Origin of the sequence: Prochlorococcus sp. MIT 1327 (genome assembly GCF_047304785.1) — a bacterium.
GTDB classification, from domain to species: domain Bacteria; phylum Cyanobacteriota; class Cyanobacteriia; order PCC-6307; family Cyanobiaceae; genus Prochlorococcus; species Prochlorococcus marinus_D.
Window position 1 is genome coordinate 246401 of record NZ_CP138972.1, and the last position, 19941, is coordinate 266341.

14 protein-coding genes are annotated in these 19941 nt (G+C 50.8%); 4 read left to right on the forward strand and 10 right to left on the reverse strand.

The genetic code is table 11. From position 1 onward, the window contains the following. Positions 1-1176: 1176 nt before the first annotated feature. Positions 1177-2295: an NAD(P)/FAD-dependent oxidoreductase gene (locus SIB80_RS01150; RefSeq protein WP_063420751.1), complete on the reverse strand. Its 1119-nt coding sequence runs from the start codon at positions 2293-2295 to the stop codon at positions 1177-1179. Positions 2296-2361: 66 nt separating this feature from the next. Here SIB80_RS01150 and purU point away from each other — a divergent pair, with 66 nt between their 5' ends. Both purU and SIB80_RS01160 read left to right on the forward strand, forming a co-directional pair. Next, on the forward strand, positions 2362-3252 hold the full coding sequence (gene purU, locus SIB80_RS01155) for a formyltetrahydrofolate deformylase (RefSeq protein ID WP_011827570.1): 891 nt from the start codon (positions 2362-2364) through the stop codon (positions 3250-3252). A 14-nt stretch (positions 3253-3266) separates the two neighbouring features. Next, positions 3267-4580, forward strand: coding sequence for an O-antigen ligase family protein (locus SIB80_RS01160; RefSeq protein ID WP_063420877.1), 1314 nt, complete (start codon positions 3267-3269; stop codon positions 4578-4580). Here SIB80_RS01160 and SIB80_RS01165 read toward each other — a convergent pair. The 3 genes from SIB80_RS01165 to acnB all read right to left on the reverse strand — a co-directional run bounded on the left by SIB80_RS01165 (position 4519) and on the right by acnB (position 10542). Further along, positions 4519-6117: a B12-binding domain-containing radical SAM protein gene (locus tag SIB80_RS01165; protein WP_063420750.1), complete on the reverse strand. Its 1599-nt coding sequence runs from the start codon at positions 6115-6117 to the stop codon at positions 4519-4521. The two genes, SIB80_RS01160 and SIB80_RS01165, sit on opposite strands and share 62 nt — an antisense overlap. Before the next feature lie 458 nt (positions 6118-6575). Beyond that, positions 6576-7934 carry a ClC family H(+)/Cl(-) exchange transporter gene (locus tag SIB80_RS01170; RefSeq protein ID WP_011131614.1) on the reverse strand — a complete coding sequence of 453 codons (1359 nt, stop codon included), beginning with the start codon at positions 7932-7934 and terminating at the stop codon, positions 6576-6578. After that, on the reverse strand, positions 7918-10542 hold the full coding sequence (gene acnB / locus SIB80_RS01175; protein WP_063420749.1) for a bifunctional aconitate hydratase 2/2-methylisocitrate dehydratase: 2625 nt from the start codon (positions 10540-10542) through the stop codon (positions 7918-7920). Before acnB ends, SIB80_RS01170 begins: the two co-directional genes overlap by 17 nt. A gap of 146 nt (positions 10543-10688) precedes the next feature. On the opposite strand from acnB, the gene SIB80_RS01180 reads away from it, so the two are divergent. Next, complete coding sequence (locus tag SIB80_RS01180) at positions 10689-11756, forward strand: 3-deoxy-7-phosphoheptulonate synthase (RefSeq protein ID WP_063420876.1); 1068 nt, start codon at positions 10689-10691, stop codon at positions 11754-11756. A 7-nt stretch (positions 11757-11763) separates the two neighbouring features. Here SIB80_RS01180 and SIB80_RS01185 read toward each other — a convergent pair whose 3' ends face one another. The 4 genes from SIB80_RS01185 to SIB80_RS01200 form a co-directional block, all read right to left on the reverse strand. Further along, positions 11764-12369: a diacylglycerol/polyprenol kinase family protein gene (locus SIB80_RS01185; RefSeq protein WP_011827564.1), complete on the reverse strand. Its 606-nt coding sequence runs from the start codon at positions 12367-12369 to the stop codon at positions 11764-11766. A 56-nt stretch (positions 12370-12425) separates the two neighbouring features. Next, positions 12426-13460, reverse strand: coding sequence for an RpoD/SigA family RNA polymerase sigma factor (locus SIB80_RS01190; RefSeq protein WP_063420748.1), 1035 nt, complete (start codon positions 13458-13460; stop codon positions 12426-12428). Between the two features lie 214 nt (positions 13461-13674). Continuing rightward, positions 13675-15813 (reverse strand): polyphosphate kinase 1, encoded by a 2139-nt coding sequence (ppk1, locus tag SIB80_RS01195; RefSeq protein WP_063420875.1) that lies wholly within the window; start codon positions 15811-15813, stop codon positions 13675-13677. Positions 15814-15855: 42 nt separating this feature from the next. Then, the gene (locus SIB80_RS01200; RefSeq protein WP_063420747.1) at positions 15856-17163 is read right to left on the reverse strand and encodes an MFS transporter; all 1308 of its coding nucleotides are present in this window, start codon (positions 17161-17163) and stop codon (positions 15856-15858) included. Between the two features lie 21 nt (positions 17164-17184). Here SIB80_RS01200 and SIB80_RS01205 point away from each other — a divergent pair, with 21 nt between their 5' ends. After that, on the forward strand, positions 17185-17670 hold the full coding sequence (locus SIB80_RS01205) for a GNAT family N-acetyltransferase (RefSeq protein WP_063407611.1): 486 nt from the start codon (positions 17185-17187) through the stop codon (positions 17668-17670). Here SIB80_RS01205 and SIB80_RS01210 read toward each other — a convergent pair. Beyond that, entirely contained in the window at positions 17663-18769 is a 1107-nt protein-coding gene (locus SIB80_RS01210) for an anthranilate phosphoribosyltransferase family protein (RefSeq protein ID WP_063420746.1), read from the reverse strand. The two genes, SIB80_RS01205 and SIB80_RS01210, sit on opposite strands and share 8 nt — an antisense overlap. Before the next feature lie 446 nt (positions 18770-19215). Then, positions 19216-19938 carry a hypothetical protein gene (locus tag SIB80_RS01215; protein ID WP_063420744.1) on the reverse strand — a complete coding sequence of 241 codons (723 nt, stop codon included), beginning with the start codon at positions 19936-19938 and terminating at the stop codon, positions 19216-19218. Positions 19939-19941 lie beyond the last annotated feature (3 nt).

Consider the following 19941-nt stretch of genomic DNA (forward strand, 5'->3'; position numbering starts at 1 on the left):
GCATACTCTGACAAATACATGCCTGATGGCAGGAAGAGGATAATTCTATGAAATGCTGAGGATATTTCTACTCATGTGCCGCTAGATTTGATTGATTTAATCTTTTTTGCTGCTTGTTCTTTGGCATATCCATGATTGCCTGGTAGCATTTGAATCTTGTGATCAGTGCTTGAAGAGTGGAGTAACTCTTTACTCTTATCTTGCACCTAACGACTCACAATTTTTGCAAGGTGACCATGCTTGATCCCGTAGGATTTTAAATTCCTTTAAAACCTTTGGGATTTCATCTTTTGTCTCATAACGATCAATAAATAAAGCTTATTGATCTAGGAATTAATGATGCAAAGGAGGCTCAGGTCTTTTTGGTAAATGTTATTTTTAATCGAATTCCGAATCGTTTGATGTGCGAGGATTATCAGAGAATCTTAAATAAGTCATCATTTTATGTTTGGCATTAGATCGTGAGGAGGTTGTGAATCTTTCAAAGTATTATGAGAATATAATTGCAGAAATTAGAAACTTAAATTCTAGTATTTGCAACCTCATCACGATTGGATTTAGGGCTCATTCGTTAAATAATGAGTTCTTATCGATGTAGGCAGCAATGTCTTAAAAATTAGGATGAGATTAAATTGCTTATGTTTTTCTCTTAGAGTAGTTAGCGCTGTAAATCTGAATGCTCTGAGTCAAAGACTTTTGGGTAAAGCCTGTTGTATGGCAACTTCTAATGAACTTTTTAACGTGTTAATGTTGCATCCACTGTCTATAGGCAGTGATCTGTGTTATAGCTTGCAGGATAGAAAATCCCATTCGCTAAAGTTTATGGAAACCCTTGGAACCATTTTCGCTTGTCTGCTGGCAGTAGTTCCTGTTGGCCTGTTGTTACATTTTTATGCCAGGCACCGAGACAAAGAGATAACTCTGAACTAACGCTTCTTGCTTTATTTCTTCAACATCATCGAGTCTCACCATCTATACAAGCAGCAGCTTCTTACGCATTGAGTAATTTTAATAGCGTTTTAGGGGCTTGATCAATTTAGATGGGTACTGGCTTTTCGAGGAATTAAGACAATCCAAGTGTGCGTCTACCGGCTCATCGAGATTTCTTTGACGCAGCAAACTGGTGATCTTCGGATGCCTTGCTGTTGGATGATTGAAAATTGATCAAGAGTCAAGTCATGATCTTGTCTCGTTAGCGAGTTGCTCTTTTACCCATGCAGCGCTGGCTGGGGCCAGCAAGACGCCATTTCGGTAATGGCCCGTAGCCACGATTAGCCCGGGCTCTAGTTTTTCTAAAAGAGGCGCTGGACGTTCGATAGGTCGAGCGCGCAATCCATGCCATTGGTTTTTCACAGTCGCGCTCTCTAGCCAATCCGGGGCATCTCCCGCGAGGTGTTGCATGGCCTTGAGGTGGCTAGACATTGGTTGAACGCCTGGCTCGAGAGTGGCACCTATCCAGATCTGATTGGTTCCGTGGGGGATCAAGTTGATGCCATGGCTCACGAGTACTGCAGGCCAGCCGCTCCAATTGTGCTGATCTGAGATCACCTCTAGATCCAGCACTTGTCCAAGCACAGGGGCCATGGGAAGACTGTGGCCTAGAGATTCCAGCAGGGCTTTGCTGCCCAGTGCTGCACAGATCACGACAGCGTCTTGGTTCAAATTTGTTCCTCCCGCAAGTTGAAGGCGCCACTGTTTTTCTTCGACAGATGAATTTCGTTCCAGCGAGATGACTGGCTCTTGGATTTGTTGTACGCCTTGGTCTTGTAGGGCGGCCCGTAGGCATTTTTGTAGGAGTATCGGGTCTAGATAACCGTCTTGATGAGAGATCAGCCCCCCATGTTGTGTGTTTGGCCATGATCGGCCGATGTATGGATTCGAGTTTGGTGAGATCAGCTCAAGGCCGAGATGTTGCCGTTGTTCTGCGAGTTGCTTCATCAGGGTGGCTTCTGCTTCGCTACTCGCAAGTTGAATCAGAGGGGTGTTGAGCTTGAGCGGATGCTCTTGACTGCTCAGTTCTGCAACCCACTCTGGCCAGAGGGTCATGCTGTGTTGTCGGAGTCGCCAGGCTCGTCCACTGCTGCGCCTGAAAACATTCCCCATGAGTACCCCTAGCGAAGCAGTTGTTCCCGGCAGGGCGCCTGATCGGTTAATCGGTTGATCCAGTTTTGGATCAATCAGCATCACTTGGTGGCCATGCTTGGCTAAATACCAGGCTGTGCCAGCGCCAACCGCACCGGCGCCAATGATTGCAACCGTGGAAGCAGTCATTCTTGATATTGACGAGCAATGCATCTCACTTTGAGGTGTTCTTGGTGCTGACGTTCGTCAAGACAGAATGAGTTTTTGCAATCAGGTTGAGTGAGCTCCCCTCTTGGTGCTGTATGGAATCCTTACGGTTACAAGCTTCGTGTGATTCTGCAGCTCATCTGTCCAGATCGGCCTGCTTTGGTGAGTGAGTTGTCGGGATGGGTGGCTGTTAATGGAGGCAATATTCTTCATGCTGATCACCATACGGATGTTGGGGCTGGACTGTTTCTGAGCAGGATCGAATTTGGAATTGAGGGCTTCGGATTGCCTCGAGAGGCGATAGCACCGGCTGTGAATGCTCTGGCAGATCGCCTAGGGGGTCAGGCGCAATTGCATTTTTCGGATGAGATCCCTCGGGTGGCGATCTTCGCCAGCAAGCAGAGTCATTGTCTGTTGGATCTGCTTTGGCGTACTCGAAGTGGGGAGTTGCCGATGCAGGTGCCGCTTGTGATTGCTAACCACTCTCAATTGGAGCCTTTATGTAGGGAGTTTGGTGTTTGTTTTGAGTGTGTTCCTATGACGCCTGCCAGCAAGCCTGAGGCGGAACAAACCATGCTGGATTTGTTGGCTGAGCATCGGATTGAGCTGGTTGTGTTGGCCAAGTACATGCAGGTCCTTAGTGGTGCTTTTCTAGAGCGTTTCCCCACCGTGATTAATATTCACCATTCTTTCTTGCCGGCTTTTAAGGGGGCACAGCCCTATCACAGGGCCTGGGATCGAGGGGTGAAAGTGATTGGTGCTACAGCCCATTACGTCACTGAAGATCTGGATGACGGGCCGATTATTGAGCAGACCATCGAGCATGTAAACCATCGTGATGAGGTGGAAGATTTGATTCGTAAAGGACGTGATACAGAACGTCTCGCTTTGGCAAGGGCCTTGAGATTGCATCTTTGTCGCCAGGTGATGGTCTATCGCGGTAGAACCGCTGTTTTTGCATGACGGTGTTGGCTTGGATGGCTCGATGTCGCCCTGCTGCTGCGACCTCCATGGGTTGGTTGGTTTTCCAGTGGGGGCTTTTTTTATTGCCTTCCAGTGCATTGTTGGCAGGCCTGTTGCTGCTTACGGCCCTGGTGCTTGGTAGTTGTCAGCGACAGCAACCGTTTTGGCGCGATCCCTGGAATTGGCCTTTGCTGATTGCCGCCCTATTGATGCTGGTTGGTTGCGTTCAGGCCTATTCGGGTGGACGTGCTTGGGTTGGTCTGGGGAATTGGTTGCCTTTCTTTTGGGCTTTTTGGGGTTTTCAGCCTTATTTAGTTAGTGATGAAGCCCGACGACGTTGTGCCCTTTGGCTTGTCGCTGGCACTTTGCCTGTGGTGATTACAGGTCTCGGGCAGCTCTGGTGGGGATGGCAGGGGCCATGGCAATTGTTCGGTGGCTTAATCGTCTGGTTCATGGCTCCCGGCGGGGAGCCTACTGGCCGTTTATCTGGTCTGTTTGATTACGCAAATATTGCCGGAGCCTGGTTGGCGTTGGTTTGGCCATTCTGTTTGGCAGCTCTGCTTCAGCCTGCCCTCAGTCGTTTTCAACGCAGTATGGCTTTGGGGGTCGCTATTGCTGTTGTAGCTGCATTGGTTCTTACCGACTCACGAAATGCTTGGGGAGGGTTGATGTTGTCGATTCCCTTTGTTTTTGGGCCCGCCAGGTGGCCCTGGTTGTTGCCGTTGATGGTGTTAGCGCTGTTACCAGTGACTCTTGCAGCATTACCAGGCAGTCCTTCAGGTTTGCAGCAGTGGGCACGCACGTTTGTGCCTGAGGGTATTTGGGCGCGTCTTAATGACATGCGCTATATCCAGGATCGTGAGTTGATGTCAACTCGCATGAGCCAGTGGGGGCTGGCTTTTCAGTTTATTGATTCTCGTCCTTGGCTGGGTTGGGGGGCTGCTGCTTTTTCAGTGCTCTATCCGCTGCGGACTGGTCAGTGGCATGGCCATGCCCATAACCTTCCTCTTGAACTTGCTGTGAGCCATGGGATACCCGTGGCTCTGCTAGTGGTGGGGACTGTTTTAGCCCTCTTGATCACAGTCTTGCGACGTGGTGTGTTGACTGGTGGAGTCTTGATAAGCCGAGGTTTGAGTAGCACGGTCTTTGACCGTGCTTGGTGGACGGCAAGTTTGATCCTGGTGGTGATGCACGCTACTGATATGCCTTTCTTTGACAGTCGGCTCAACATTGCCGGCTGGATTCTTTTGGCTGGATTACGTTGCATCATTCTTCCCCAGCAGGCACTCCAACATGCTCGTTTAGGGCTTGATGATGATGTTGAATGAGTTGCTTTTGGTTGAGGGGCCCTTCTAGATGGGTCCAGGGCAGTGTTCGTGATGGCTCCCATGATTCATGCACCACTTCTTCCCAGGCTGGTGGGCGGGGTAGTGGTCTGGCTTGTTCAGTCGTTGTACTGAGACCCCCTTCGCGTGCTGCTTTGTAAGCCTTTTTCCAGCTGCCTAGTTTGTTGTGTGAGCCCCGGACAGATGCAATCACAGGGGCGAGGCGTCGGTCACTGCGTGACAGCAGAGCCTGGATCGTGCTCCATCCGAAGCTTTCTGGTCGCACCTCAATGCCTTTTGGTTTCAGTTGTTTTGCTAGTTGTTTGAGTCGTTTCTCCGCTTTACGGTTGATCCCGTGCCATTGAAAGGGAGTATGAGCCTTAGGGACAAAGGTGCTGACTCCCAGAGTGAGGCGTAAGCCTGGGGTTGTTTTTTTGAGGTTCAGTAACAGATTGCTCGTGTCGTCTATATCGGAGTCTTCTTCGGTAGGCAGTCCAACCATGCCGTAGAGCTTCAGGCCACGGAGGCCGCCTTCAAACGCATATTTGGCAGCCGCAAAAATTTCTTCTTGAGCAAGCTTTTTATTGATCATTGCGCGAATGCGCTCGCTGCCGCTTTCGATGGCAATTGTGAGTGATTTACTGCCGCGGCGGTTCAGGATCCTGGTCAATTCTGAGTTTACTGTGGCTGCCCGTACAGAGCTAACGCTGAGGCGGATGTCGTTGAAGCGATCTTTGTCTAACCATTGCAGTAGCTCACCAAATTGAGGGTGTTGGGTAACAGAGGCGCCTAGTAGTCCAAGTCTCTTGGTGGCGGTGAGTCCTTTCTCAATGGCAGGGATGAGTCCATCGTCTAAGGATGGACTGCGGAAGGGCAGTGTGAGATAGCTGGCAAGACAGAATCGGCAAAGTTCTGGGCAGCTGCGGACCACCTCAACCATATGGATGTTTGGCCAGGCAGCATCTGGCGTGATCACTGTGGAATGAGTGAGGGTGTTGCCGCGCCAGGTTTGCTTCGCGATTGAGTGGGGTAAGTCGGATTCGACGGGCTTTACTGTCAGCAGGCTGTCGTCAGCGTCGTAGATGGGTTCATAGAACCTTGGTACATAGACACCTGGAATCTTTGCCAGAGCTCGCAGGCGATCAGTTCGTGGCAACTGTTTCACTTGTTGGAGCCTATCGATGAAGGCTGGTAAAAGTTCTTCCCCGTCTCCCAACAAAACCACATCGAAAAATGGAGCTAGGGGTTCGGGGTTAGCTGTGAGTACAGGACCACCACCAAAAACAATCGGGTTGTTTTCTCCGCGTTGATGACTCCATAGCGGGATGCGTTGTTGCTCAAGTAGATCCAGTAATACCGGACTATCCAGTTCCCAGCTCAGGGAGAGTCCGAACAGGTCGCATGTGCGATGGGGGATGTCCCCTTGATCGGTAAATAACCGCCTTACATCGATGTCTTCACGTTTAGCGAGGGTGGCCCAGATGACTTGATATCCCAGGCTGGTAATCCCAATGCTGTATGTGCTTGGGAACGCCAGCACGGCTCGGAGCGCTCCAGGTTCGGGAACGGTGGGGGTGAATAGGAGCGTTTCCTTGTTCAGGAGGTCAACCTTGGCAACATCAGTTCATCCTGAAGAGCCTATTGGCATCGGGTGCGAAATTATTTCATGTACGTCAATAAATCAATGGTTAAGGAATCAGCGCTTCATCATTGGGTTGATTGATCTTGCTTGATTATATGTTTTGATCTGTCAGCTGTCTTTGGCAAATTTCTTGCTTCACTTTATATTGATGGAATAATAATTTCGATGACTACCTGCCTTTTAGGGATCTAGGTTATTGTGATATTTGATGACAATATTGACTGACCTCCTAAGTTCAGGAGCGGATATTTGCGAGTCTTATGATGGAGATTATGAGAATTCAAATAATATGGGCTGTCTGCAAATTGTCCAGTTTATTTAGATATTATAAGTAGTAGATTACTTCTTTCGATTGGTTACTCTTTGCATTCCATTGTGATTTGTCTTTCATAAATTGAGTGTTCATTAAAGAGGCGAGCGACGAGAAAGCTCGCTAGGCATGTCACTAGTATTGGTTTGAGGATTAGCAAATCTTTTGTTAGTGCGAAGGCCAAAAACATGGCCGTGATCGGTGTGCGTGAGCAGCTGGCTACGAACGCTCCCATGCCTGCAAAAATGAAGGTACTGGGTGCATGGCCAGTCAGCATTTGTGCCCAGTCTCCACAGGCCAGGCCGATTGCTCCTCCTAGGGTCAGCATCGGAACAAATAAGCCTCCTGGTGCTCCTGAGGCAGCTGCTAGCCCGGTAGTGAAAAACAGCACGACGAAGGTGCTGAGAGCCATCAGAGGACCAGCTTCTCCTCCACCGACCAGATCTTGGAGGTTGTCCAAATTCCTAAAGCTCTCAGGAAGAGCTGCATAAACCCCTCCGAGTACACCACCACTGAGCACCATCCTTAAAACGAGTCGATTGCCGAACCAGGTTTTACCTTTGCGTTGCATCGCTAGGACGTAGCGGCAGTAAAACTCCGCCAAGACTCCAGTGACCAAACCAAGGGCGATTAGGTAGCCCAGGTCGATTGGTAGAAAGTGCACTAGGGGTGTGTATTCACGTTCCAGTTGAAAGCCCACGCCTTTGCTAAGACTTCCAGCTGATGGACTTAGTCCTAGAAATCCGAACACATCTGCCCAAGTATCAGCCCAGAAGGTGGTGACAACCACCAGCAGCAAGACTGCAGGTTTTGCAGAATGAAGTAGCTCTTCAATTACATAAACAAAGCCTCCAATTGGCGCACTGAAAATAGCGGCTAGACCTGCCCCACCTCCAGCAGCGACAATGACTCGGCGAAAGGCGATTGGTGCCTTTAACCATTGAGCAAATTTCCAAGCGACAGAGCCTCCCATTTGCACTGCTGGTCCTTCTGGACCAAGTGGAAAACCACTGCCGATGGCGATAACTCCTGCGACTAGCTTGACCATCCCAACCCTCAAGCCCATTGGTACGGATCGATGGCGTAAAAACGCCATGATGTGGCTCACCCCTGAACCGCTCGCAGAGGGGGCTAGACGGGAAACAAGCAACCCAGAAACCAAGCCTCCTGTGGCACCAAGGGCTGGTAGAACGATCCATGGCGGAAGAAGTTCAAGAAGCTGGAATCGCCACTTGGCGAGGCTATAGATACCAGCTTTGAAAAGCACTCCTGTGAGGGCAGCTCCAAGGCCCGTAAGCATCAGAGCCAGCACAACCACAAACCAGCGCTGCTCTAAGAGTTTGCGGATGCTGCGACTGGACTGGATCAGATTTTGTTGCCGGTTTAGATCATTCGGCATGGCCATTGGTGGGTGAAAACTCTGCAAGAACTTCTGCTTGTATGTCTTTATTTACCACGCGCCCTTGATCTGCAAAGCCATCAATCTGGTTAAAATTTAGATAGCGATAAAGCTCAGATGAGAGGGGATCGATTTTTTCTGTTGCGATCGAAAGATATTCTTTTGGTGTAGGGATTCTGCCTAATAATGCACATACTGCTGCCAACTCAGCACTGCCTAAATAGACCTGGGCTCCTTGGCCTAGTCGATTGTTGAAGTTTCGAGTGCTTGTAGAGAAAACGGTTGTGTTGTCTTCCACGCGTGCTTGATTGCCCATACATAATGAACAACCAGGCATTTCCATTCGGCTCCCTGCCGCTTCGAAGATTTTGTAGTAACCCTCTTCTTGAAGCATGGCTTCATCCATTCTTGTTGGTGGGCAAACCCATAGGCGAGCTTTGCTGGTTCCAGATCCTTCAAGAATTTTTGCCGCAGCTCTGTAGTGGCCGATGTTGGTCATACAGGAGCCGATAAAGACTTCCTGCACTGGATTGTTTGCAACCTCACTGAGTAGTTTTACATTGTCGGGATCGTTGGGACAGGCCAGTACGGGTTCTTTGAGTTCGTCGAGATTGATATTGATGATTTCGGCATACTCTGCGTTTTGATCAGCGCTAATCAATTCTGGCTTTGCCAGCCAAGCTTCCATGGCTTTGATACGTCTTGCCAGGGTGCGAGCATCCTGATAACCGCGGGCAATCATGTTTTTTAGCAATGCAATATTGCTGCGAAGGTATTCAGCAACCGTTGATTCAGACAGTTTGATCGTGCAGCCAGCGCAGGAACGTTCAGCAGTGGCATCGGTTAGTTCAAAGGCTTGCTCCAGCTTCAGATCAGGTAATCCTTCGATTTCCATGATTTTGCCGCTAAAGATATTGAGCTTTTTCGCTTTTTCCACGCTGAGTAGACCTTCTTGAATCGCGATCAAGGGGATGGCATTGACGACGTCACGCAGTGTGATGCCGCTCTGTAGTGAGCCGCTGAAATGAACCAGTACAGATTCCGGCATGTCTAGGGGCATGGCACCGATGGCTGCAGCAAAAGCCACCACGCCAGAACCTCCGGGGAAAGAAATGCCTAAGGGGAAACGAGTGTGGCTATCGCCGCCTGTTCCCACTGTGTCTGGCAGAAGCATGCGGTTCAGCCAGCTGTGGATGATCCCATCGCCTGGATGAAGTGCTACTCCACCACGTTGTGCGAAGAAATCGGGAAGTTCTTTCTGGGTTTGTAGATCTACAGGCTTCGGGTAGGCAGCGGTGTGGCAGAAGCTTTGCATGACCAGATCTGCTGCAAATCCCAGGCAGGCGAGCTCCTTCATTTCGTCCCGAGTCATTGGTCCAGTTGTGTCTTGGCTGCCTACAGTTGTCATCAGCGGTTCGCAACTGGTCCCAGGTCGTATTCCTTCGAGACCACAAGCAAGACCAACGATTTTTTGGGCCTGGGTATACCCCTTGCCCGTTTCAGGAGTGTCTCCTGGGCGGACGAATAGATCGGATGTTGACAGTCCAAATTGAGAACGCACTTTGTCGGTTAGTGCTCTGCCGATCAGTAGGGAGATACGCCCACCCGCGCGCACTTCGTCGCTGATGGTGATTGGTTTGAGCTTGAAGTGAGCCACGATTTCGCCTGCTTTGTCTTCTCCGAAGGCCCGTTCGATGGTGCCGGCATGTGGACGGATGGTGATCACATCGCCACTTTGCAGCTGACTGACATCACATTCGATTGGTAGGGCGCCGGAGTCTTCCGCTGTGTTGAAGAAAATTGGAGCGATTTTGCCGCCAAGGATGACGCCGCCGGATCGCTTGTTGGGTACGTAAGGGATATCGGCTCCTATGTGCCAAAGCACCGAATTGATTGCTGATTTACGAGAACTGCCCGTACCCACTACATCGCCCACGTAGGCAATGGGATGGCCTTTTGCCTTCAGGCTGATGATCGTGGCAAGGGCATTGGGATCCCGTGTTTCCAGCATGGCCAGAGCATGCAGGGGGATGTCTGGTCGGGTGGTGGCATGGGTCGCGGGGGATAGATCGTCGGTATTGGTTTCACCTTCAACTTTGAAGACTGTGACTGTGATCTCTTTGGCTAAGACTGGTTTTGAGGTGAACCATTCAGCGGCGGCCCAGCTTTCTACAACTTGTTTGGCGAAGCGATTGGTTTCAGCTAACTCGATAACGTCATGGACAGCGTCGTAGACGAGCAGGGTGCGACTCAGACCTGTAGCGGCGCATTCAGCTAGCTCGTGGTCATTGTGTTGAAGCAGCTCAATCAGAGCTGCAACGTTGTACCCCCCAATCATCGTGCCTAGCAGTTTTGTGGCTTCTAAGGGAGTAATGAGTGGGCTCTTGCTGTTTCCCTGGGCGATAGCACTCAGCCAGGTTGCTTTCACGTAGGCAGCTTCATCTACTCCTGGGGGGATGCGCTCACGCAGCAGGTAAAGCAGTTCAGAGCTGTCTCCTGCTGGTGGATTCTGTAAAAGTAAGGTGAGTGCTTGGGTTTGCTCGGCAGTGAGGGGCAGGGGGGGGATGCCCTGGGCGTCACGTTCGGCGGCGAGCTGGCGATAAGCACTCAGCATTGGGGTGATTCCTCGGCAGCGGTTATGGCCCTTCTATTGTTATTTGCCGTCGATCCCTCCTGGCAGGAGATCGATATTGAAATGCAATTACCGGATGCTGCCACCTTGCTGGTTTCCTAGCCTGGGTTGTCATGCATTCTGGCGAAATGACCACCACCTCCGACTTGCATGTGGTGGATACGCGGCCCTTGGTGTCGCCTCTCTTGCTTCATCAGGAGCTGCCCCTCGATCTAGTGGCTCTCAAAACCGTTGCAGATACTCGTAAGCGCATCCAGGCAATTCTGCGTGGTGGGGATCCCCGCTTGCTGGTGATTGTTGGTCCCTGCTCGGTTCATGACATTGCCTCTGCAAGGGACTATGCCCGTCAGTTGGAGCCATTGCGACAGCGATATGCCGCCCAGTTGGAGGTGGTTTTGCGGGTCTATTTCGAAAAACCTCGCACCACAGTTGGCTGGAAAGGTCTCATCAATGATCCCCATCTGGATGGTTCCTATGACATCAACACTGGCTTGAGGCGTGCGCGGTCGTTGTTGCTCGACCTTGCTCGCGATGGTATGCCGACGGCCACTGAATTGCTGGATCCGGTTGTGCCTCAATACATCGCTGATTTGATCAGTTGGACGGCGATTGGAGCCAGAACCACTGAGAGTCAGACCCATCGGGAGATGGCTTCTGGATTGTCAATGCCCGTCGGTTACAAAAACGGTACCGATGGCAGTGCCAAGATTGCGATCCATGCGATGCAGGCAGCATCTAGACCGCATCATTTTCTTGGGATCAATCGGCAGGGTCAGGCTTCGATTGTGCATACCACTGGAAACCCTGATGGCCATCTCGTGTTGCGGGGAGGTAATGGCTGTACCAATTACCATCCCGAAGCGGTGGAAGGGGTTGCAAAAGAATTAGTGAAGGCTGGCTTGGTTGATCGGTTGATGGTGGATTGCAGCCACGACAATTCGAAGAAAGATTTTCGGCGACAGTCAGAGGTGCTTCAGGCTGTTGCTACTCAGGTACGCCAAGGATCAACCCATCTCATGGGTGTGATGTTGGAAAGTCATCTTGTCGAGGGCAATCAGAAGTTGCCTGAAGACCTCTCTACTCTTGTCTATGGTCAAAGCATTACGGATGCTTGTATCGATATAGAGACAACGGCAACTCTCCTTGAGGATTTGGCGGCTGCAGTGGCTTCAGTGACGTTGTCACCAATAACTTGATCAGCCTTTAGATCGCTGTCATCCATGACCAGGCGACTGCAACTCCCATCGGCACAGTGAGGTTGTCGATACCCCAGCGACTTAGTTGCTCTAGTCCAACGGCAAGGCCTGTGACGGCGAAGATGCGTAGGGGATGGAAGCTAGCGTCAATGAGCAGGCTTAGAGTGAACAGAATGATTAGGGTTATCACAGCCATGGTAAGAGTGCCTGCGATTGATTTGCGTTGACCCCATATCAACCAATTGGGTGAGCGTACTTTGCGACCGATGAGGCCAGCTAACCCATCGCCGAAAGCCATCACAAGCACTCCGGAGCAGACCGCTGCAGCATTTTCTGGCCAGAAGAAAATCAGCAACAGGGTGATTGTTAGAGCGTATGCCACTGTGCCGTAGCTGTGTCGATTGACGTCTTCAATAGCTGGTAGTAAGCGCCAGCGGTGGTTGATGAGGATCACAATGGTAATGAGAATTGCCATTGGAATCGCCCAATCCGATGGGATCCCGAGCCACCAGGCCAAAGGGATTACTGGGCCAGTACCGATGTGAACGATCTTGCGACTTAGTTCTCGTTGGTTAGGCCAGCGGACCCTGCAAACCACAGCAGCTGAAAGCACAAAAGCTATCCAGCATGCAATGGCAACCAGAGAGTTGATATACCCCAAGACTTATCTCATGCAGCTTGTTGATGGTTGGTCATCATCCGTAGCTTGAGAATGGCTTTGGCCTCCAACTGTCGTACGCGTTCTCGTGAGACGCTGATTTGCCGTCCGATTTCAGCGAGGGTCAGTGGTTCTTCACCATCTAGACCGAAGCGCAAGCGCAGGATTTTCTGTTCACGTTCATTGAGCTGAGATAGCCAACCTCCTAGGTGTTCCTTTTGGATGCTGCGATCTAGGCCTTCCATTGGCTCGGCCCCATCGGGGTCGGGGATCAGTTCACCTAGGGTGCTGCGGTCTTCTTCTCCGCGGGCATGGGCATCGAGGGATGCGCAAGGAGCGCTTTGAGCGATGAGATCCTCAAGGTCTTGGGGTTGAATGCCCATGGCATGGGCTAACTCTAATCGATTTGGTTGACGGCCGAAGCGATGTGAAAGCTCTCTTGAGATGCGTCGCATCTTGGAGAGTTTTTCGCTGATGTGGATGGGTAGACGGATGGTGCGGGCACTGTTGTCGATGGCCCTGGTCATCCCTTGACGAATCCACCAATAGGCGTAGGTGGAGAACTTATAACCCATGGCTGGATCGAACTTGTCGACAGCACGTTCGAGACCAATGGCTCCTTCTTGGACTAGGTCAAGGAGTTCAAGGCCCTGATTCTGATATTTTTTGGCAACGCTAACCACGAGCCGGAGGTTGGCTGACATCATGCGGTCACGGGCGCGTTTGCCCATGCGAATTTTGTGGCGTTGTCGTGGCGTTTGGTCTTGCTCTGGTAACTCCAGCAATTCCTTCATCGCTTGCACATGGTGGGCCAGCTCAATTTCCTCAGCTGCGGTCAGCAAAGGCACGCGTCCAATGCTGCTCAGGTAGAACCCGATCGCATCAGTACCCAAACGACCACTTTGGCGATTTTGATTACGGGATGCCTGCCCGTTACGGCCAGCTCGATTCGCTGATTCTGAACGTTGCTTAGATGTAGACGGTAATACAACTTCTGACGAAGGCGTGAGTGAAGCACCCTTCGCAGATTCCAGAGGGATCCCCATCACCCTGGCCTCCTAATTTAGATTTGCGCGGAATGTAGCACTCATAGAGCTTAGAAACTTGGTTGAAGCAAAAAGTTTTTGTTAGCCCATGCGAGTGATCAGTTGATTGGTCGCTTCTGCTTCTAAGTAAAAAAACTGTTTTGCATGCTGATTATTCCTTTTTAGGTAGCAAAGAGCACTTTCTCACAGTTATGGTCTCGTGAGGCATCGAGTTTCACGCTGCTGGGATGCCTTGTTGCCAAAGGTTGATCAGCTGTTGCTGTGCACGATGTTCTTCACTATTGGGATTGGGTTGGCGCTGTAAAAAGCTGCCATCGCTCTGCATATCCCATGCTTCGCGGTTGTCGTTTAGGTAGAGGTTCAGCAGTCGCTCTAGGTGTTCCTTTTGCTCTGGTTCTTCAATTGGAGTAATGGCTTCCACGCGTCTGTCTAGGTTTCGAGGCATCAAGTCTGCGCTGCCGATATAAACCTCTGGGTTGTTGTCATTGGCAAACCAGAAGATACGGGAGTGTTCCAGGAACCGGCCGATGATGCTGATCACGCTGATGTTTTCGCTGAATCCTTTTCGCCCTGGGTAGAGACAGCACATACCGCGGATGATCAGTTCGATGCGAACTCCAACTTGGGAAGCTTCGTAGAGCAGGCTAATGATGGCTGGATCCACCAGAGCATTCATCTTGGCGCGGATGTGTCCGCCTCTACCTTCGCGGGCGTGTTCGATTTCGCGGAGGATTAGTGATTCCATTCCCTTGCGTAGGGTGACAGGTGCCACCAGCAGTCGACGGAAGCTTTGTTGCTTTGAAAAGCCAGTGAGATAATTGAATAGCTCGACTAGATCTTGGCTGAGTTCCGGTCTTGCAGAGAGCAGGCCAAGATCGGTATAGAGACGTGATGTCTTCGAGTTGTAGTTCCCTGTGCCGATGTGTACGTAGCTGCGTAGGCGCTCTTTTTCTTTGCGAACGACCAAGATGGTTTTTGTGTGGGTTTTTAGTCCTAAAACGCCATAGACAACGTGAACGCCAGATCGTTCTAGCTGACGGGCCCATTGAATATTGTTGCCTTCATCGAAGCGTGCCTTGAGTTCAACCAGAGCCATGACCTGCTTTCCGTGTTCGGCTGCACGGATCAGGGCCGCAATGATTGGGGAATCCTTAGATGTCCGATAGAGCGTGATCTTGATTCCCATGACTAGGGGATCGTCTGCTGCCTGATTGATGAATTCCTCTACAGAGGTCGCGAACAGTTCGTATGGGTGGTGAAGGAGAATGTCTTTGCGGCGAATCACCGAGAAGATGCTTTTGAATTCTTCTTCTTTGATTGATTCGTCTTCAAGCATTCTGCGCTGGCTGCGGGAGAGAACTATGGCGGTCAGGCCAATGTGGGGTTGGTCTTTGAGTTGTTCCAGAGGTAAACGCATGAGACCGAATAGATCATCGAGGCCTAGTAGTCCCTCGATGCGATAAAGGTCTTTTTCTTCAACAGCCATACCTTCAATCAGCATCTCAACGACTCTCTGGGGCATTTCGTTTGTTACTTCGAGTCTCACCACTTCTCCGCCCATCCGCCGCTTATGCAGGCCTTGTTCCATGGCGCTCATGAGATCGTCGGCTTCTAGGTCCCTGAGTTCAAGGTCGGCATCGCGGGTGACTCGGAAGAAGTAGTGCTCTTCAATCTTCATCCCGGGGAAGAGCAATTTGAGGTTGAAGGCCACCACTTGCTCCAATGGAACTGCTGTGTGAACCGGTTTGGGATTGATGCCACTTAGATCAGGAGGTATCTCTACAAACCGAGGGATCGTTTTTTGTGGAATCTTGACCCGGGCGAATTGTTGTTGGCCTGTTTCCGGATCGAGGATCAGGGTCGCAATGTTGAGGCTGAGATTGCTAACGAAAGGGAAGGGATGGGCTTGATCCACGGCTAGTGGTGTCAGCACCGGGAAAATGGCTGTCTGGAAATAATTGTCAATCCAGAGGCGTTCTTTTGGATTGAGTTGCTCGTAGTCGAGTAGGTGAACACCATGCTCGACTAGCTGGTTTTTGAGGTGTTTACGGTAGTGATCTTGTTGTTGCTCGATGAGAGGAACAAGGTGATCTCGGATCGTGAGGAGCTGCTGAAGAGGGGTTAGACCGTCTGCGCTGGTTTTGGTAATGCCGGCTTCCACTTGTGCTTTGAGGGAGGCCACGCGAACCATGAAGAATTCGTCGAGGTTGTTGCTGAAGATGGCACTGAACTTGGCTTGTTCCAGCAGCGGGGTGCGCGTATCAAGTGCCTGAGCAAGGACCCTTTCGTTGAAGGAGATCCAGCTGAGCTCTCGGTTGATGTAGTGCTCCGAAGCTACCGCTGGATTACTCATTGAATGCCAGTTTGTTGATCCACTATCCAGGCAAAGTAGCAATCATGATTGTTTGATTGTTGTGTTACTTGTGCTTGCAGGTAGGCCTCCTGCAACAAGGGCAACAACTCCCGCTAGTACGAGGATGGCCAGCCAGAAGGGACTGCGAGGGCCTATTTGGTCGTAGGCGAATCCTGCAGCCGCTGCCCCAAGGAAGGTCCCTAGACTCTGCAGGCCTTGAAGGCTACCGAGTACTGCCCCTTGGCCTGCGTTGTCGAGGCGTCTGGAGACGAGGGCTCTCAAGCATGGCACTACGAGACCTGTGCCAAGGGCAAGTACCGATACGGCAGTGAATACAACAGAAATCGAATTCTGCTGACTGGCCATGGGTAATAGCAGACAGCCTGCAATGACGAAGCCAACGCCAGCAATGGTGAGCCGCCATTCGCCGAAGGATTTGACCAGTGGACCGATGAGCAGCCCTTGAACCACCATTGCGATCACGCCTACAACTGCAAAGGTCAGGCCTGCTAAACCGACTGTCCATGAAAAGGCTTGCTTCAGGTAAAGCACCAGCACAGCTGTGAAACCGTTGAATGCCATGAAGAACAGGAAGAAGGCGAAACAAAGGCGGCTTACTAATGGATTGGCAAAGATCTGTGCTAGCTGGGTGATCGGGTTGAGTTGTCTTTTGCTTGGTAGGGAATTGCGAGCTGCTGGCGGGTGTGTTTCGGGAAGGATATAGATCACAAGAAGCAGGTTCGCGACTGCGAAGGCTGTGGCGGCTATCCCGGGTAGAGCGATATTGATCTCTGCTAAGCGGCCACCGATATAAGGGCCCAAGATGAACCCGAGGCCGAATGCAACGCCAATCAGGCCGAATGCCTTAGCTCGGCTCTCAGGTGTTGAGATGTCGGCAAGCACTGCTGTGGCGCTACTTGCTGTTCCACCGCTAACGCCATCGATGATTCTTGCTGAGAAGAGAAGGATCAGGGGAACAATGCTGATCCAAGCGGCTGGAAGTATGTTCCAGTCAATCCATACTGTGATAGCGAATAAGCCAAGGCCTACTACTGAGCCAGCAACGCAAGCGGTTAAAATTGGTTTGCGGCCAAAACGATCACTGAGAGCTCCAATTAGGGGAGCCACGACGAATTGAGCCAATGCATAAGTACCTCCAAGTAGCCCCAGGATTGTGCCGCTGTCTGTGAAGCGTCCTGGGAGGTATGGAAGTAATGGCAGTAAGAGGGTTTCACCTAGGCGATCGTTCAACAGAGTGACAAAGGCACAGAGAAAGATGGGAATCTGTGGTCGGCGCAATTGGGAATGAGTCAGGATGAATGTCACGATCCCATAGAGACTTGACGCCATTGATCTAAATGGCAGGCTCTTGTGACTGGTCGACGCTTAAGACCCCTTACAAAAACTGATCATTTTGTTGTCAGGGAGATTTATGCCGATGCGATTGAATCTCAAGGGGGAGGCTTGTATTCCCCTGTTCAGATCAGTGCATGGGCAGCCTTGGCCTGGTTACCAGGAGTTCTTGATCGGCCATTGATTGAAGGACGAGGGTGGTTGAGTCTTGAGAACGACGAGGTTGAGGCTTTCGCTCTTCGTTATCCTTCTGATCGTTTGGCGTTGCTGTATTGCCGGGGCCGGTCTGCTCGTTGTGGTCATGCTACTGCGTTGCTTGAACAGGTGGAAGCTGAAGCCTTGCAGGAAGGAGAGCTAATCTTGGTGACGGAAGCCAGTTTGTGTAGTCACCCTTTGCTGTTGAAGTGGGGCTGGATTGAAATGGCTAAGGAAGTGATTCAGATCGGAGGAGTGAGTTTCGATCGTTATCGCATGGCGAAAAACCTACAGGCTCGCTTCAAATGATGGCCTCTCTCCAAGCAATGAGCTGCTCAAGCGTGGTTTGGGCTAAGCCTGATTGCAGACACTTTTCAGCATGAGCGATACCTTCATCGAGGTTGTCGACCAGGCCCGATAACCATAGGTAGGTCCCAGCATTCCAGAGGAGGGGCTGACTTAATGGCCCGCGATTGTGCAGAGCTTCCATTGCCTGCTCGCTCCACTCTGTCAGGTTGCTCCACTCAACGTCTTTGCTAAAGCAGCCATGGTTACGGGGGTGGAGGATGAGTCGTTCTGGCTTGCCATTTTGAACTCGTGATGTGATGCAAGCTCGACTGATGGGAAGGTCTGTGCTTCCTTCGAGCCCTTTCACAGTCACGAGATTTGTTTCACCTGCTAGCGCAAGGGCTTTCCAGGCACGCTCTTCGGTGGGGGGATGCACGAAGCCGCTGACGAGTAAATGCTTTCCTTGATGTGCTGTCCAAAGCAGCTCCAAACTGGCCAAAGGCGGTCGCTTGCCGATGTCGTCGCGATAACTGATCAAGCTTTCGGCTAGCGGGAAGTGATCTGGCTGGTAAATCAGTGCCAGACCATGTTGTTGAAAGCCAGCTTCTAGGTTTGCTATTGATAGGCCTTGGAGTTGTAGCCCTAAGGCTTTGAATAACTCTTCTGTGGTGACGCCATATTTGATTGGCATACGTTGCCCCCCTTGCAAGACGACGGGTTGACCAGCGTTGAGTAGGACCAGTGCTGTGAGCGGATAAATCGGGGCTGTTCGCTTGCGGCCGTCGAATGGCATCCCAAAGCAAATGGGTCGTTTCTGGCCATTGGCTGATTTCAGTTTGGGTCCAAGCACTCTGTATGTATCGAGCATGCCGGCGAGTTCCTGGGGCTCGGGTCGACGAATGCGATGGGCGATGAGGAAGGCGCCAATTTGAGCAGGGCTGGCTTGGGCTGTAAGGATGAGATGCAAGGCATCAGCTGATTCTTCACGGCTCATGCCACGACTGGTTTGCTCTCCACTTCCCACCTTCCTGAGGTGGGCTTTGAAGCGTTCACGGCCGGATGATTCTGGGCATGTGGTCACGATTGATTGCCGGAACTCATTGGATCTTTCTGTAGTCATGTAGCTGCGTGGAGTAGCGATTAAGACATCCTTGTGACATGCCTGCTTGGCACAGGCCTAATTGGCTCCGTTGGGCTTTAGGAATCACTGCAACGATAAAGCGAGGCTGTTTGCATTTCAGCGTAGTTATATTTTCTAAGTGCAATGTTCGAATCTTCAAAGTTTTTGCGCTGGGGTATTGATCAACGTCGAGACTGGTTTTATGCTATTTTTTATTTGATTAGCGGGCTTTTGATTGCAAGGGTTCGGCATGCGTCTTGCATAGAAGATTCATCTAAGAGTAAGAGTTTTTTTGGCACCGTAGTTCTGCTTTTCAGTAGTTGATTGGTGTCAATGAAATGAATCATCAGATACGATTGCTTTTGCTTGGATTGCAGTTTTCCTTTATTGCCATCATCCTCTTTTTGATTCAATAACCCATATTTGCGTATCCGTTGGCTATGGATTCATTGCCATGATCTGTATTGCTGAGCAAGTTGTTTTTTGGCTAGGTCTCGATGGAGATCAGTCGGCAGACTTTGGCTGAGCTTGAACAGGTTTGATTGACTGCTGGATGTGCCGATGCAGCCCAGGGCTAGTAATGCTGCACGTGTTGTAGCTTCGGAACCTTTTCTTGCCACTTCGGCAATGCGGTTGCTGATGTCGACACCATCGCGTCGTTGCAGAATTCGAATGGTGCTTAACACCACCGGATCGCGTATGTCGTTGAGGAGGTCGTCAAGGAGGTTCAGCAGCTCGTCATCGCTGAGTTGGTATGCCTTGAAGTTCAACAACTCCAGACCAGCCATGCGCATTGCTTGGGAAGGTTCTCTGAAAATCCTTTTTATCAGCAAAGTTGGCACGATTGCTCCCCAGCAGGCCATTGCTTGAAGGACCTCGAGCTCCAGTTCTTCTTGATCACCAAGTTGTTGGATGAGCCAGTCTCGAGCCTCAGGTTGATGGCAGAGGCCAGCTGCATGGATGAGTTCTGACTGCTTACCATGTTGCTTAAGCAGGGTTTTTAATATTCCCCAGCCATCATCACCAAGTAAGCCCAGTCTTTCGGCTAAGGCTTTACGTAGATCAGCAGAAAGGCTGGGGCAGTAAACATTCCCCAGCCAGTCTGGTTCTAGAGGAGTCTTACCTACTTTATTGAGACGTTCCCAGAGAACGGCTTCATCGAAGCTCATGAA

Coding starts and splice junctions, on each gene's coding strand:
- SIB80_RS01150 (WP_063420751.1), bottom strand. CDS start 2,295: ATGCATTGCTCGTCAATATCAAGAATGACTGCTTCCACGGTTGCAATC.
- SIB80_RS01160 (WP_063420877.1), top strand. CDS start 3,267: ATGGCTCGATGTCGCCCTGCTGCTGCGACCTCCATGGGTTGGTTGGTT.
- SIB80_RS01170 (WP_011131614.1), bottom strand. CDS start 7,934: ATGGCCATGCCGAATGATCTAAACCGGCAACAAAATCTGATCCAGTCC.
- acnB (WP_063420749.1), bottom strand. CDS start 10,542: ATGCTGAGTGCTTATCGCCAGCTCGCCGCCGAACGTGACGCCCAGGGC.
- SIB80_RS01180 (WP_063420876.1), top strand. CDS start 10,689: ATGACCACCACCTCCGACTTGCATGTGGTGGATACGCGGCCCTTGGTG.
- SIB80_RS01190 (WP_063420748.1), bottom strand. CDS start 13,460: ATGGGGATCCCTCTGGAATCTGCGAAGGGTGCTTCACTCACGCCTTCG.
- ppk1 (WP_063420875.1), bottom strand. CDS start 15,813: ATGAGTAATCCAGCGGTAGCTTCGGAGCACTACATCAACCGAGAGCTC.
- SIB80_RS01200 (WP_063420747.1), bottom strand. CDS start 17,163: ATGGCGTCAAGTCTCTATGGGATCGTGACATTCATCCTGACTCATTCC.
- SIB80_RS01210 (WP_063420746.1), bottom strand. CDS start 18,769: ATGACTACAGAAAGATCCAATGAGTTCCGGCAATCAATCGTGACCACA.
- SIB80_RS01215 (WP_063420744.1), bottom strand. CDS start 19,938: ATGAGCTTCGATGAAGCCGTTCTCTGGGAACGTCTCAATAAAGTAGGT.